General features: G+C 32.9%; 20 protein-coding genes and 1 tRNA gene. 12 read left to right on the top strand and 9 right to left on the bottom strand.

The window, feature by feature from the left end; translation table 11 throughout:
- The first annotated feature begins 10 nt into the window (after positions 1-10).
- The 4 genes from D1818_RS00295 (at position 11) to D1818_RS00280 (ending at position 4008) form a co-directional block, all read left to right on the top strand.
- Positions 11-1903, top strand: a complete 1893-nt coding sequence (locus D1818_RS00295; RefSeq protein WP_118455226.1) for an ATP-dependent DNA helicase RecQ — start codon at positions 11-13, stop codon at positions 1901-1903.
- Between the two features lie 6 nt (positions 1904-1909).
- Complete coding sequence (gene fmt / locus D1818_RS00290; protein ID WP_118455224.1) at positions 1910-2857, top strand: methionyl-tRNA formyltransferase; 948 nt, start codon at positions 1910-1912, stop codon at positions 2855-2857.
- A 186-nt stretch (positions 2858-3043) separates the two neighbouring features.
- Positions 3044-3316, top strand: a complete 273-nt coding sequence (locus D1818_RS00285) for an HU family DNA-binding protein (RefSeq protein ID WP_027391128.1) — start codon at positions 3044-3046, stop codon at positions 3314-3316.
- A gap of 131 nt (positions 3317-3447) precedes the next feature.
- Complete coding sequence (locus D1818_RS00280; RefSeq protein ID WP_118455222.1) at positions 3448-4008, top strand: YqgE/AlgH family protein; 561 nt, start codon at positions 3448-3450, stop codon at positions 4006-4008.
- Here the strand turns inward: D1818_RS00280 and D1818_RS00275 are convergent.
- Complete coding sequence (locus D1818_RS00275) at positions 4005-4853, bottom strand: aminotransferase class IV (RefSeq protein WP_118455219.1); 849 nt, start codon at positions 4851-4853, stop codon at positions 4005-4007. The two genes, D1818_RS00280 and D1818_RS00275, sit on opposite strands and share 4 nt — an antisense overlap.
- Before the next feature lie 65 nt (positions 4854-4918).
- Positions 4919-5311, bottom strand: coding sequence for an START-like domain-containing protein (locus tag D1818_RS00270; RefSeq protein WP_118455217.1), 393 nt, complete (start codon positions 5309-5311; stop codon positions 4919-4921).
- A 157-nt stretch (positions 5312-5468) separates the two neighbouring features.
- Between D1818_RS00270 and D1818_RS00265 the strand changes: the two genes are divergently transcribed.
- The 5 genes from D1818_RS00265 (at position 5469) to D1818_RS00245 (ending at position 6892) form a co-directional block, all read left to right on the top strand.
- Positions 5469-5542, top strand: a tRNA-Met gene (locus D1818_RS00265).
- Positions 5543-5588: 46 nt separating this feature from the next.
- The gene (locus D1818_RS00260) at positions 5589-5840 is read left to right on the top strand and encodes a GIY-YIG nuclease family protein (RefSeq protein ID WP_118455211.1); all 252 of its coding nucleotides are present in this window, start codon (positions 5589-5591) and stop codon (positions 5838-5840) included.
- Positions 5841-5939: 99 nt separating this feature from the next.
- Positions 5940-6191 (top strand): GIY-YIG nuclease family protein, encoded by a 252-nt coding sequence (locus D1818_RS00255; protein WP_118455215.1) that lies wholly within the window; start codon positions 5940-5942, stop codon positions 6189-6191.
- A 97-nt stretch (positions 6192-6288) separates the two neighbouring features.
- Positions 6289-6540, top strand: coding sequence for a GIY-YIG nuclease family protein (locus D1818_RS00250; protein WP_118455213.1), 252 nt, complete (start codon positions 6289-6291; stop codon positions 6538-6540).
- A 100-nt stretch (positions 6541-6640) separates the two neighbouring features.
- On the top strand, positions 6641-6892 hold the full coding sequence (locus D1818_RS00245; RefSeq protein ID WP_118455211.1) for a GIY-YIG nuclease family protein: 252 nt from the start codon (positions 6641-6643) through the stop codon (positions 6890-6892).
- Positions 6893-7099: 207 nt separating this feature from the next.
- Here D1818_RS00245 and D1818_RS00240 read toward each other — a convergent pair whose 3' ends face one another.
- Positions 7100-7303 carry a hypothetical protein gene (locus D1818_RS00240; protein WP_118455209.1) on the bottom strand — a complete coding sequence of 68 codons (204 nt, stop codon included), beginning with the start codon at positions 7301-7303 and terminating at the stop codon, positions 7100-7102.
- Between the two features lie 250 nt (positions 7304-7553).
- Here D1818_RS00240 and D1818_RS25570 point away from each other — a divergent pair, with 250 nt between their 5' ends.
- Both D1818_RS25570 and D1818_RS00235 read left to right on the top strand, forming a co-directional pair.
- Complete coding sequence (locus tag D1818_RS25570) at positions 7554-7985, top strand: helix-turn-helix domain-containing protein (RefSeq protein ID WP_205487253.1); 432 nt, start codon at positions 7554-7556, stop codon at positions 7983-7985.
- On the top strand, positions 7949-8833 hold the full coding sequence (locus tag D1818_RS00235; RefSeq protein ID WP_205487267.1) for an IS3 family transposase: 885 nt from the start codon (positions 7949-7951) through the stop codon (positions 8831-8833). The genes D1818_RS25570 and D1818_RS00235 overlap by 37 nt, the downstream gene beginning before the upstream one ends.
- Positions 8834-8898: 65 nt before the next feature.
- Here the strand turns inward: D1818_RS00235 and D1818_RS00230 are convergent, their stop codons facing one another.
- Positions 8899-9375, bottom strand: coding sequence for a hypothetical protein (locus D1818_RS00230; RefSeq protein ID WP_147406238.1), 477 nt, complete (start codon positions 9373-9375; stop codon positions 8899-8901).
- A 56-nt stretch (positions 9376-9431) separates the two neighbouring features.
- Positions 9432-10802: a histidine--tRNA ligase gene (gene hisS, locus D1818_RS00225; RefSeq protein WP_118455205.1), complete on the bottom strand. Its 1371-nt coding sequence runs from the start codon at positions 10800-10802 to the stop codon at positions 9432-9434.
- 217 nt (positions 10803-11019) lie between these two features.
- Between hisS and D1818_RS00220 the strand changes: the two genes are divergently transcribed.
- Positions 11020-12261, top strand: a complete 1242-nt coding sequence (locus tag D1818_RS00220) for an ABC transporter permease (protein WP_118455203.1) — start codon at positions 11020-11022, stop codon at positions 12259-12261.
- A 225-nt stretch (positions 12262-12486) separates the two neighbouring features.
- Here D1818_RS00220 and D1818_RS00215 read toward each other — a convergent pair whose 3' ends face one another.
- The 4 genes from D1818_RS00215 to rpsF form a co-directional block, all read right to left on the bottom strand.
- Positions 12487-12969 (bottom strand): DUF6495 family protein, encoded by a 483-nt coding sequence (locus tag D1818_RS00215; RefSeq protein ID WP_118455201.1) that lies wholly within the window; start codon positions 12967-12969, stop codon positions 12487-12489.
- A 319-nt stretch (positions 12970-13288) separates the two neighbouring features.
- Complete coding sequence (gene rplI / locus D1818_RS00205) at positions 13289-13741, bottom strand: 50S ribosomal protein L9 (protein ID WP_118455197.1); 453 nt, start codon at positions 13739-13741, stop codon at positions 13289-13291.
- A gap of 16 nt (positions 13742-13757) precedes the next feature.
- On the bottom strand, positions 13758-14057 hold the full coding sequence (gene rpsR, locus D1818_RS00200; protein WP_189457518.1) for a 30S ribosomal protein S18: 300 nt from the start codon (positions 14055-14057) through the stop codon (positions 13758-13760).
- On the bottom strand, positions 14057-14395 hold the full coding sequence (gene rpsF, locus D1818_RS00195; RefSeq protein WP_118463382.1) for a 30S ribosomal protein S6: 339 nt from the start codon (positions 14393-14395) through the stop codon (positions 14057-14059). Before rpsF ends, rpsR begins: the two co-directional genes overlap by 1 nt.
- Positions 14396-14540 lie beyond the last annotated feature (145 nt).

The following is a 14540-nucleotide window of genomic DNA, read 5'->3' as shown; positions in this document are numbered from 1 at the left end:
TATAGCATTAATGACTACCCCAATCCAACTATTACATGAAAATTGGAATTATGATACTTTCAGACCATTACAGGAAGAAATTATCAATGCTGTTATTGAAAACAATGACACCTTTACCCTACTCCCTACAGGTGGCGGGAAATCTATATGCTTTCAGATACCTGCACTGCTTAAACCAGGAATCTGTATTGTAATATCACCACTGATTGCTTTAATGCAGGATCAGGTACAGCATCTGCAACAAAAAGGTATCAAAGCTATTGCATTGACCAGTGGAATTAAATATTCTGAGTTAGACACTTTACTGGATAATTGTATTTATGGTAATTATAAATTCTTATACTTATCACCAGAGCGCCTTCAACAAGATCTGGTAAAAGAACGACTAAAAAGAATGAATATCAACCTTATTGCAGTAGATGAAGCGCACTGTATTTCGCAATGGGGTAATGATTTTAGACCTTCTTATAAGAAAATTAAAATTCTAAGAGAGATTAAACCGACTGTTCCCATTATTGCTCTAACAGCTTCTGCAACTCCAGAAGTAGTAGAGGATATCATTAAGGAATTAGATCTATTTCAACCAAAAGTATTCAGACAATCTTTTTTTAGAGGCAATTTGGGATATATGGTCTACCATACTTTGGATAAAAATGACAAACTTATCCGAATTCTAAAGCGATACCAAGGAAGTTCGATTATTTATGTCCGTAACCGAAAATCAGCCATAGAAATTAGCGAATTTTTAAATGCTAGTGGTTATGCTGCTACCTATTATCACGGTGGTGTAGACGCTAAAGAAAAAACTAAACGCTTCCAGCAATGGTTAGCAGAAGAAGTTAGAGTTATGGTAGCTACTAATGCTTTTGGAATGGGCATCGACAAAGCAAACGTAAAAACTATTATCCACTATAATATTCCTGAGAGTATAGAAAGTTACTTTCAGGAAGCAGGAAGAGCAGGACGTAATGGAGAAACGTCTTATGCATTTCTTCTTAAAAACGAAAATGATATTGTAAGAGTTCAAAACCAATTTATTAAAGTACTACCTGATGTAGATTTTGTAAAATTAGTATATCGCAAACTATCCAATTATTTCAGAATATCCTACGGTGAAGGAGAACAATCCATACACGGCTTTAATTTTAACAGCTTTTGCAAGACATACAATCTAAATACCCTAATGACTTACAATGCGTTACAATTTTTAGATCGCTGTAGTGTTATTAACTTTACACAGCGATTTACTAAAAAAAGTACCATTCACATTACATCTACAGGAAATCATCTTCTAAAATATTTAGAGCAAAACCCACATTTAGAATTAATTACTAAAGCTATATTACGAACTTATGGAGGTGTTTTTGATGAAGAAGTAAAAGTTAACCTATCCGTTATTGCTTCTAAAGTAAATACTACTGAAACGAATGTTATTGAAGTTTTAAGAAAATTACAAGATGCAGAATTACTTGAATTTCATCATAAATTGACCGATGCAGATATTGTTTTTTTAGTTCCTAGAGAAGATGATCACACTATTAACAGAGTAAAACCTTATATTAAAGAACTAAGAAATTCTAAAGTAAATAAGGTAAAAACTATGATTGGTTTTGTACAAAACCAATCAATATGCAGAAGTAAACAATTACTTGCTTACTTTGGAGAAAAAGATTCAAAAGACTGTGGAATTTGTAGTGTCTGTATTGCTAATAATAAAACTATCACAGATCCTAAAGAGATTAGAAATAATATTATAAATCTTTTACAAGAAAGGCAATTATCTTCCCGAGACATTTTAACTCAATTAAGATGTCCTGAAGAAACTGCTCTAGAAGTATTAAGAGAGTTAAATGAGCACAACATCATAAAAATTGATCCATACAACAACTATCAACTAGTATAAGATATAATGAGAGACTTACGAATCCTATTTATGGGTACTCCGGATTTTGCCGTAGAAACCCTAAAGACAATTATAGAAAACAATTATAATGTAGTAGGTGTTATTACTGCTCCAGATAGACCAGCAGGAAGAGGTAGAAAACTAAGAGCATCTGCGGTTAAAGAATACGCAATATCCAAAAACCTACCTATACTGCAACCTACAAACCTAAAGGACGAAGCTTTCATCGAAGAACTAAAAGAGTTACGAGCTAATCTAAATATTGTTGTCGCATTTAGAATGTTACCTAAAGTAGTTTGGGATATGCCTAAATACGGAACCTTTAACCTACACGCATCATTACTCCCAGATTACAGAGGTGCTGCGCCAATTAACTGGGCCATTATTAATGGAGAACAAAAAACTGGTATTACTACTTTCTTCATTGATGAAAAAATAGACACAGGTCATATCATTCTTCAGAAGGAAATAAAAATACAGGATAAAGATACGGCAGGTATCCTTCATGATAAATTAATGGTAGAAGGAGCATTATTGGTTATTGATACTATTAAGGTAATAGAAAATAAAACGGTAACTACTAAAGAGCAACCTAAAGAAGGAGAACTAAAAACCGCTTATAAACTGCATCGTGATAATACCAAAATAAATTGGAATGACGATATACATTCTATTTATAATCTTATAAGAGGTTTAAGCCCATATCCAGCTTCTTGGTGTTCTCTATATAATAAAGGAGAAGAGATCTCAATAAAAGTGTATAATGCGGAAATGGAGAATCAGGACCATAATTTTGATATTGGAAAGGTCATAGTTGAAGGCTCTACGATTAAGGTGGCTGTCAAAAATGGATATGTTATTCTCAATAAAATCCAACTTCCGGGGAAAAAAGCTATGGATGCTAAAGCACTACTTAATGGGTATACCTTTTATAAAGACGCAAAAATGGGCTGAGCCCTTGCTATCACTAGAGTAAGAAAATTCATAAAAATCCTGCTTGTTTATTAACAATCACCTTGAGTTATCAACAAAACCCCGTATTTACTGGGCTAATCCTTGCATGAATCATAAATCCGTATAAATTTGTAGAGCGTTTAACAAAAATTTGGTTTAACCAACAATTAATTTAAAAACAGAATTATGAACAAAACAGAATTAATCGATGCAATGGCAGCTGACGCTGGAATTACAAAAGCAGCAGCAAAGAAAGCTTTAGAATCTTTCTTAGGAAATGTTGAAGGTTCTCTTAAAAAAGGAGATCGTGTTTCTTTAGTAGGATTTGGTTCTTGGTCAGTTTCTAAAAGAGCTGCAAGAGAAGGTAGAAACCCTCAAACAGGTAAAACTATCAAGATTGCTGCTAAAAACGTTGTAAAGTTCAAAGCTGGTGCAGATTTATCTAGTTCAGTTAACTAATGTAATTAGTTTTTGATATTATAGAAAGCTCCCTTTTTAGGGAGCTTTTTTTATGGATTCCCCGTAAAAATCAAGCATCCGCTTTGATTATTAGAAATAATTATTTAGTTTTAGTATAAACTACACCATCAATGATATCACTTCAACCTGGAAAAGGACATCTTCTAATTGCAGAGCCATCTATTATTGGTGATGTTTCCTTTAACCGTTCGGTTGTTCTTCTTGCGGATCACAGTGATCAAGGGTCTATTGGTTTTATTATGAATAAACCTCTAGATTATGTGTTATCTGATTTGGTTCCAGAAGTAGAAGCTGAATTTAAAATCTACAATGGTGGACCTGTAGAACAGGATAACTTATATTTTATTCATAAAATTCCTGATTTAATACCCAATAGCGTAGAAATATCCTCTGGAATTTATTGGGGTGGAGATTTTTCTGTTGTATCAGAATTAATCGCCCAAAATAAAATTACTCCAAATGAAATTCGCTTTTTTCTGGGGTATTCTGGATGGGACGCAGAACAATTACTCCAAGAATTAGAGGCTAATTCATGGGTGATTGTAAAAAACACCTATGAAAAAAATATTATTGGAAAATCCTATAATACATTTTGGAAAGAAAAAATGATAGAATTAGGTGGAGACTACCTATTATGGTCTAATGCTCCAGAAGATCCTAGTTATAACTAATCCCCTATTCGAATCCTTGCATTCAATATTCCTAACAATCTTCGTGTCACTTCGGATTCGTATTCTTTTTTCCTAAACTTGGAAATCGGCTGTATTCCAGTTATTACATTTGTTATGAATAATTCATCTGCTTTCTGTAACTCGAATGGAGAAATAGAAGCTTCTTCTATTTCATATTCAGGTAATTTTTCAAGGATTCTTAATAACTGAGTTCTTAAAACTCCTTTTAAACAACCATCAGATACTGGCGGTGTCTTTATTTTGTTTCCTTTAATCAAAAACAAATTACCATTCAATGCTTCGATTACCATTTTATTAGCATTCAATAACAAACAGTTTTCAAATCCATTTTCTTTTGCAAAAATTCCTCCTAATATATTCACTAACTTATTATTAGATTTTAATGTAGAAAGAAGATCCGCAGCCACATAATGATCCTTAAATAAAGTTATTTCGTATAAATCATCAGAAAGAGTGTAAAACTTAGTAGTTAATGGCTTTACTGAAATGCTATAATCAATACTATTAACCGTTGGAGTATATAGCCCACCTTCTTGACGATTTACCATAATTTTCACCCTAACAGAAGAATTTGTTAAGCCATTTTTCTCAATAAGATCTAGAATTTCTTGTTGTAAAAACTCTGGTGTAAAATTCATAGGAATTTCCATTCTCAAAATTCTCATAGAAGCCATTAATCTAAAATAATGATCCTCCCAAAAAAGAATAGTTCCAGAATTTACTCGTATTGTCTCAAATAATGCATCTCCGTATGCATATCCTCTATTAGTAATTGATAATGTAGCTTCATTATCAGTTAATAAATTTCCGTTAATATTGATCATAAAAAAAGCCCCTTATTACCAATTGCTATTGGGCGGGGCAAATATACATTATAAAAATAAAGGAATCATGTAGAACCTAAAACATGTTTCAAATTGCTTATCATATTATCCCATAGCATTTTACTTTCTTCCATCTCATCATCATCAGAAAAATCGGTAACCATCAAAGAAACGTCTTTAGTAATTTCATCAACTTGTATACGCAGTTCGAAAAAATAATCATCACCTTCTTCATCATCAGCCATCCATCTGAACTTAATTCTTTCTCCACTTTTTTTACTTAGAAGTTTTGCTTCCTCTTCACTATCATCCCAAATGAATGTAAACATTTCTCCTCGCGAATTTACATTATCAGAAAACCACTCAGAAAGCCCTGAAGGCGTAGAAATATACTGATATAATAGCTGTGGAGAGGATTGTATTACAAATTCAAGTTCGTATTTTATTTTTTCAGACATATTGCAAATTTGTTAGTAAGCCAATATATAGATTAATTATTGACTTTAAAAGTATTTGAAAAGAGTATTTAAAAAAAATTAATTCCACTTTATAGTTTGCTACAATACTTTTTGTTTTTATATTTGCACCCGAATTAAAATGATGTAGCATCTATTTGGCGAGGTAGCTCAGCTGGTTAGAGCGTTGGATTCATAACCCAGAGGTCGGGGGATCGTGCCCCCCTCTCGCTACACTAATTCGATAAAGCCCTTATTTTTAAGGGCTTTTTTTGTTTTTATGAAGGAATTTGTAGTCTACATATTATATTCTGAAAAGTATGACAAAAGTTATACCGGATACACTTCTGATTTAATAAGTCGTTTCAGATCTCACAATCAATTAGCTACAAAAGGATTTACAATACGGTATAGACCTTGGAAGGTTGTCTATCTGGAGGTTGTTGAAACCAAAAAAGAAGCTTTAGTTAGAGAAAAGTTTTTGAAATCTGGCAAAGGGAGAGAATGGGTCAAAGATAAATTGATCAAATAACAGAAGGATTCATATCCGTCTGAGGCGGACGGAGGTCATACCCCCTCTCGCTACACTAATTCGATAAAGCCCTTATTTCTAAGGGCTTTTTTTGTTTTTATGAAGGAATTTGTAGTCTACATATTATATTCTGAAAAGTATGACAAAAGTTATACCGGATACACTTCTGATTTAATAAGTCGTTTCAGATCTCACAATCAATTAGCTACAAAAGGATTTACAATACGGTATAGACCTTGGAAGGTTGTCTATCTGGAGGTTGTTGAAACCCAAAAAGAAGCTTTAGTTAGAGAAAAGTTTTTGAAATCTGGCAAAGGGAGAGAATGGGTCAAAGATAAATTGATCAAATAATAGAAGGATTCATATCCGCCTGAGGCGGACGGAGGTCGTACCCCCCTCGCTACACTAATTCGATAAAGCCCTTACTTTTAAGGGCTTTTTTTGTTTTATGAAGGAATTTGTAGTCTACATATTATATTCTGAAAAGTATGACAAAAGTTATACCGGATACACTTCTGATTTAATAAGTCTTTTTAGATCTCACAATCAATTAGCGACAAAAGGATTTACAATACGGTATAGACCTTGGAAAGTGGTCTATCTGGAGTTTCTTAAAACTAAAAAAGAAGCATTAGTTAGAGAAAAGTTTTTGAAATCTGGCAAAGGAAGAGAATGGGGCAAAGATAAATTGATCAAATAACAGAAGGATTCATATCCGCCTGAGGCGGACGGAGGTCGCGCCCCCCTCTCGCTACACTAATTCGATAAAGCCCTTAGAAATAAGGGCTTTTTTTGTTTTTATGAAGGAATTTGTAGTCTACATATTATATTCTGAAAAGTATGACAAAAGTTATACCGGATACACTTCTGATTTAATAAGTCGTTTCAGATCTCACAATCAATTAGCGACAAAAGGATTTACAATACGATATAGACCTTGGAAGGTTGTCTATCTGGAGGTTGTTGAAACCAAAAAAGAAGCATTAGTTAGAGAAAAGTTTTTGAAATCTGGCAAAGGGAGAGAATGGGTCAAAGATAAATTGATCAAATAACAGAAGGATTCATATCCGCCTGAGGCGGACGGAGGTCGTGCATCCCTCTCGCTACACTAATTCGATAAAACCCTTATTTCTATGGGCTTTTTTTTGTTTTAAGTAATTGCCGTGTCAAATACTCGTAAAGCTTTTACCGCAATTTTATAAATAAAAAAAATCGAGATGAATCTCGATTTTTTAAACTAACTTAAAACATAAAAGATTTTATCCCATACCCCTTACATCCACAACCTTCTGCAAACTCGACTTATTTTTATTGTTAGATTCATTAATTTTCTTTTTTCCTTCTAACTGAGTTTCTAATTTCTCCAACTCCAGCAGCTCTTCATTGATACTTGTTGATTCGCAACTAATCAAAGACATTCCGAAAACTGCTGTTAATAGTATTAAAATTTTCTTTGCTTCCATAATTAAAATAAAAATTAATAAATCTCTTCATACAATGATAAATCAAAAGACTGAACATTCTCCCACCCAAAAAGGATAGTTTTTTCATTATCAACACCAGAAATTTATCTCTGGACAGCAGACTTACTTAACATACAAATTATTGATAATCAGAAATCAAAAAATCAAAAAAAACCATCCGCTAAAACGGATGGTTTTAAAATATAATACCTGTCTCGTCCTGAAATATCGTTACACTAAAATGTTATTTATGGAGTCATTACATTCAAATTATGTAAAGCGTACACAGAAGGATTACAGTTTATCCTTTAAGCTACAAGTTGTTCAAGAGATTGAACAAGGCTTATTAACAAGAACTCAAGCTTTGGATAAGTATGGTATTCAAGCAAGATCTACGATTCGCACTTGGTTAAAAAAATATGGTAAATTTGATTATGATTTTAGTGTAAATAGATCCATGTCCAAAACACCTGAACAACGTATTTTAGAATTAGAACAGCAAGTCAAGCTTTTAGAGAAACAAAAAGCAAGAGCTGAATTTTTAGCAGAGCGTGCGGATAAGAAAGCAATTATATTTGATATGATGATTGATATCGCCGAAGAGGAATTTAATATTCCGATCAGAAAAAAGCACGTACCCGAGTTATCGAAAAATATAGCCAAGAAAAACAAGAAAGCATAACTGCTACCTGTGATTTACTCGGGGTGAATAGACAGGTGTATTATAGAGCTATTCGGTCTTATCAAGACAAACAAAAACTAAGTAAAAAGGTAATTGATTTAGTAAATACCATTCGCATATCAATGCCTAGAATCGGTACAAGAAAATTATTTCATCTTTTAAAATCTCAACTCAAAGTAATCGGAGTTGGTCGCGATAAGCTATTTAAAATACTAAAGGCTAATAACTTGTTGATTTTACCTAAAAAGAACTATCATGTAACTACGGATTCTCATCATAGATTTAGAAAACATAAAAATCGAATAAAAGATGTTGAATTTATCAGACCAGAACAAGTATGGGTCAGTGATATAACTTATATAGGAAATAGGGAAAATCCATGTTATTTGGCTTTAATCACGGATGCTTATTCTAAAAAAATAATGGGATATAATGTATCAAATAGTCTAAGTGTAAAAGGATCTTTAACAGCTTTAGATATGGCTATTTCTAATAGAGATTATAATGAAAAACCTATAATTCATCATTCCGATAGAGGATTACAGTATTGTTCCAATGAATATCAAAAAACATTAAACATCAATAATATTAGCCCTAGTATGACTGAAAAATATGACCCTTACGAAAATGCCATAGCAGAAAGAATTAATGGAATTCTTAAACAAGAATTTGCTATTGACAAGTATGATACTTCAATGCAAATCAAAACCAAACTGGTTCAAAATGCAATCCGCATTTATAATCAGATAAGACCTCATTTATCTAATTCAATGTTAACACCTGATCAAATGCATCAACAAAATAAATTAAAAAGAAAAAGCTACAAAAAACAAAAGGTAGCAAATTAAAATTGCTACCTTGTATTTATTAATTCCTGTAACGATTATTCAGGACGTCACAACCTAATCTAAGATTACATCTGTCTGCTCAAAGCATCGATCTGCTTTGTCTTTTTCTGCATATACTTACTCATTTTTTCGATTTCTCCAGCAGGTAGTGTAGAAATCAATTCTCTATACTGCTTTGTTAAGCTACTACTAGCTTTACTAAGCTTTAGAAAAGAATCCATATCAGCTTTAGACTCAACCGCTTTTTTATATTTAGCAACATATGCTTCATAATCTCTAATATATTTTCTGGCTGCTACACTACTAAAACTAGGTGCACCAGCAGGAACTTCTATAACCTCAGTTTTTGGTTTCTTTTTCGTTGTTTTCTTTTTCTTCTTCTTTTTTACTACCGGTTTCTTTTCCTCTACAACTTCTACCACATCCGTAGAATCCACAACTTCTTCTATAACTTCTACTTTATCAGATTTAGGGTCTTTTTTACAAGATGCCACAAACATAAACATGAGGCATAAAAATGTACTCAATAAGATATTTTTCATAATTCTAATTTTAGGGTAGTTAAATAGCTTTATTTTTAGTTTATCAATCCATTTGTCTAACGCAAGAGTACTTTTAATTCTTCCAAATTCATTGTTTCTTGAGTGCCCGTGTCCATATTTTTCACAGTGAAACCATTGTCTTCTATTTCAGAATCACCCGCAAGAATAACGAAAGGAATCGCTCTTTTATTGGCATACTTCATCTGCTTATTCATTTTAGCACTGTCAGGGTATAGTTCTGCAATCGTACCATTACTCCTAAGTTGCTGTATCGCTTTTAAACAATATAATGCTTCTTTTTCTCCAAAATTAATAAATAATGCTTTTGTAGATGGAGCCACCGTTTCCGGAAACAACCCCAATTCTTCTAACACCAGATATATTCTATCTAATCCAAAAGAAACACCAACACCACTCACATCTTTTAACCCAAAAATTCCCGTAAGATCATCGTAACGTCCACCACCACCAATAGAACCCATCTTCACTCCTTCTGGAGCAGAAACCTCAAAAATCGCGCCAGTATAATAATTTAAACCTCTAGCTAATGTAACATCTAAATCGAGGGAAGTCTTATCCAAAGGAATTTCATTAATAGTATCTATAATGAATTCTAACTCTTCAACACCTTTCATTCCTTCTTCAGAAGAAACCAACAATTCTCTTAATTTATCTATTTTTTCAGAAGTAGTCCCGTTAAAATTAAAAAGTGGTTTTACTTTATCAATTGCCGATTCAGAAATCCCTTTAGCTAACATTTCTTTCTTAACTCCATCTTCACCGATTTTATCAAGCTTATCCAAAGCAACAGTAAAATCAATCAACTTATCACTAGCTCCAATCACTTCTGCAATACCAGAAAGAATTTTACGGTTATTCATTTTAATGGTGACTCCATCCAAACCTAATATACTAAAAACTTTATCATACAGCTGAATAAAATCAACTTCTTGCCATAAAGATTTACTTCCTACTACATCCGCATCACATTGATAGAATTCTCTAAATCTGCCTTTTTGCGGACGATCCGCCCGCCATACTGGTTGTATCTGGTATCGTTTAAACGGAAAGTCAATTTCATTTTGATGCTGCACAACATATCGTGCAAAAGGAACGGTTAAATCATATCGAAGTGCTTTTTCACTTATCTTAGAAGTCATCTTCGCACTTTCTTTACTAGCATACAAAGCATCATCCACTTTACTAAGATAATCCCCACTATTCAGTATCTTAAAAATCAATCGATCTCCTTCTTCTCCATACTTCCCCATTAAGGTATCGCTATTCTCGAAACTTGGAGTTTCTATAGGATGAAAACCAAACAACTGAAATTGTTCTTTAATTGTATTCATTATATAACTTCTCTTTGCTACTTCTATCGGAGAAAAGTCTCGTGTTCCTTTTGGTATGGATGGTTTTTGTGCCATGTATGTTTTTTCTATATATTTTGCTAGACAGAGAATGTTTGATTATTATCTGCACCAATAACTATCATTTCTTAAAGGTTGTAAATATCTTAAAAAGCTTTAAAATTTTACACGAAAACCATAAAGAGTTTTACTTATATCCAGAAAATTTACTTTTTTGAGTAACTTTAACCTCGTTTTGTAGTCTTATACTGCAAATGATACTAATTTACCCACTATGTTTTCACTTTTTCGAGAGAATATCCGTATTGCATTAGATTCTATAAAAGGGCAGCTTTTACGTACAATTCTTACCGTTTTGATTATAGCCATTGGTATTACTGCCTTAGTTGGTATCCTAACATTTCTGGGAGCTTTAGAAAACACCATTACAGGTGACTTTGCTTCTATGGGCTCTAACACCTTTAACATTCAACGTTATGAATTCACTACAAGACGTGGTGGAAGTGGTGAAAGAGAAAAAATAAACCCTATTATTAGTTATCGTAATGTAAGACAGTTTAAAGAAAAGTTTCAATATCCATTTTCTAAAACTTCTGTTTCTTTTACAGGAACACGAAATGCCGAAGTTAAATTCGAAAATGAAAAGACGGATCCTGAAGCATCCGTAGTAGGAGTTAATGAAAACTATTTAGAGAATACAGGAACTGAAGTCGAATTCGGAAGAAGTTTCACTTTTTTTGATATCGAAAATAACAATAATGTATGTTTAATCGGATCAGATTTTAAAAAGAATATTTTTAAAGACACCGATCCTATCAACAAAACCATTAGCATTAGAGGCGTTAAGTTTAAAGTTATTGGTGTCCTAGAAAGTAAAGGAGCTACCTTCAGAGATAATCAAGATCTTAAGGTGCTAATACCTCTACAAGTTGCTCGTTCTATTTATACTTTACCAAGTATAAATTATAATATCAGCGTAAAAGTCGATGACAAGCAATTCTTAGAAGGTGCACAAGACGAAGCAATTATAACTTTCAGAAAAATAAGGGGTTTAAACCCTGTAGAAGAAAATGATTTTGGTTTAGAACGCAGTGACGACCTACTAAACCGTATCTCTAGCATTACTTCTTATCTCTATTGGGCCGCATGGATTATTAGTATCATTACCATTTTTGGGTCTTCTATCGCGCTAATGAACATTATGCTCGTTTCTGTAACAGAACGAACCAGAGAGATTGGTGTTCGCAAAGCACTTGGTGCCAAAAAGAACACAATATCGAGTCAATTCTTTATGGAAACCGTAATTATAGGTCAAATTGGCGGTATAGTTGGTATTATACTAGGTATAACCATTGGAGCAATTATAGTTGCCGTTTCTGGTTTTGAATTTAGCATCCCTTGGTTGGCTATTTTTGCAGCGGTTGTTACTTCTTTTTTGACAGCTGTGGTTTCCGGATCATATCCAGCAGTAAAAGCTGCCAGACAAGATCCTATAGAATCATTGAGGTATGAGTAGTAAACCCTTCGACAAACTCAGGGTGAATAGTGAAATGAATAAAATTAATTTTAAAACTACCAACACCTTACATAAGTAATCTTTTACGTAAGATAATTTCAAAACGTAATAAGTTAACCTAAATAAAACACATATCTACTAAATATTGGCGCTCTTTTCAATGGCCATATCCTATCTGACAAAGGTTTAAAACAATTGCTTACTAAAACTAAAAAATAAAGAATACTAGTTGTTTTTATTCTCTACCAGTTTTTCAAAATACTGATACAATTCACCTTTGGTGATATTTGCTCCTTGTAAAATAAGCTTAAACTTATCCATATTAGGATCTTCACTATAATCCTTATTAGCATTATAAAAAGCCACCTGGTCGTCTAATAGGTTATTTCTTAACCAATCGTACCCCTCCTGAGTTGTAATGTCGATATCAGGAACATTTACCTTTATCGCTATTAGATTCATTTCGGTTTCACCCAGATAAAAAAGATGTATTTGATCTTTAGAAAAGTGTTCTAGAAATTGGGCGTTACTTAATACTCCTTCCCAAACTAAATCACTAAAGATGTCTAGTTCTTCTTCTGCTACTTCAGGTTTGTTTTCTTTAATCTCACTCCATTCATCTGCAGTAATAGATTGTGTAGCCAGAAAATTAATAAATTCCTGGTGTAATTCTTCTAATTGTTCTTTGGTAAGCCTTTGATATTTCATCTTTTCTGGTAAAATTGGGTGCAAAAATAAGCATAAATCAATAATCACTATATAAGTGTGCTAAGTATGTTTAAAAAAAACTGCCTCCTTTTTTGGAGGAAGCTTTCAAAAACAAAATCTTTTATTACAGAAAAATCCGCTCCTAATAAATTAAGAACGGATTTTTCGAATCTATTAAAACCTAGTTATCTAGTTAAAAGTATACCTAAGCCCAACCTGTGCTTGTCACCTAGAATCCAGGCTAAAGTCAAAAAAACCGCTCAAATGAGCGGTTTTCTATATTCTTATAAACTAGTTATTAACTGATTATAGGATAAAATTATTTAGCCTGAGCTACTATTTCAAAAGCAACAGGAACAATTACTGCTCTGTGTAAACGAACAGATGCTTCATACTGACCTAAACGTTTGATAGTTCCTCCTGGTACAGTAATAAACTTCTTTTCTAACTCTACACCTTCTTTTGCCATAGCTTCAGAAACATCAGCATTAGAAACAGAACCGAATAATTTATCTCCAGATCCTACCTTAGCTGCAATCTTAATTTCGAATCCAGTAATCTTCTTAGCTATTTTCTCAGCATCTTCGATTTCCTTCTTCTCTTTAAAAGCACGTTGTTTTAACGTTTCTTGTAATACTTTCTTAGCAGATGGAGTTGCCAATACAGCTAAACCTCCAGGAATCAAAAAGTTACGTCCATAACCGTTCTTCACCTCTACTACATCGTCTGCGAATCCTAGATTCTCAACGTCTTTCTTTAATATAAGTTCCATAATGTTATGACGAATTTTATTTTAATAAATCACCAACGTATGGCATTAATGCTAAATGTCTAGCTCTTTTTACAGCAACACTTACTTTACGTTGATATTTTAAAGAAGTTCCCGTAAGACGACGAGGTAACAATTTACCTTGCTCATTTACGAAAGCCATTAAGAAATCTGGATCTTTGTAATCGATATACTTAATTCCTGATTTTTTGAAACGGCAATACTTCTTTGTTTTTGTAGTATCTATATTTAATGGAGTAAGATATCTAATCTCTCCATCTTTTTTTCCTTTAGCTTGTTGTTCTATAGATGACATAATTAAGCTTTTTGTTTGTTTCTATTTCTTCTCTTTTCAGCCCAAGCAATTGCATACTTGTCTAAACGAACGGTAAGATAACGCATTATTCTTTCGTCTCTTCTAAACTCAACTTCTACTGTGTTGATAGCCTCTCCTGGTACAGTGTACTCAAACATGTGATAAAAACCACTTTTTTTGTGCTGGATTGCGTAAGCAAGCTTTTTAAGCCCCCAGTCTTCTTTGGATATCATCTTGGCACCGTTAGAAACAAGAATGTCTTCGTATTTCTTAACTGTTTCCTTTATCTGTTCTTCAGATAAAACGGGATTCAAGATGAAAACAGTTTCATAATGATTCATAAAAAATCTATTTTTAATTAAATTGGCTGCAAAAGTAACACTATTTTTTTGATTTTCAAACAAAAAAGCACTTCGACGAAACACATCTTTTATCGATAAAAAGCGTAAAATGTTTGTGGAAATAATATATATTCATTAATATTGT

The organism is Aquimarina sp. BL5 (genome assembly GCF_003443675.1).
In the GTDB taxonomy this organism is placed as follows: domain Bacteria; phylum Bacteroidota; class Bacteroidia; order Flavobacteriales; family Flavobacteriaceae; genus Aquimarina.
The sequence above is the reverse complement of the archived record's forward strand: the minus strand, read 5'-3'. Positions and strand labels throughout refer to the sequence as shown.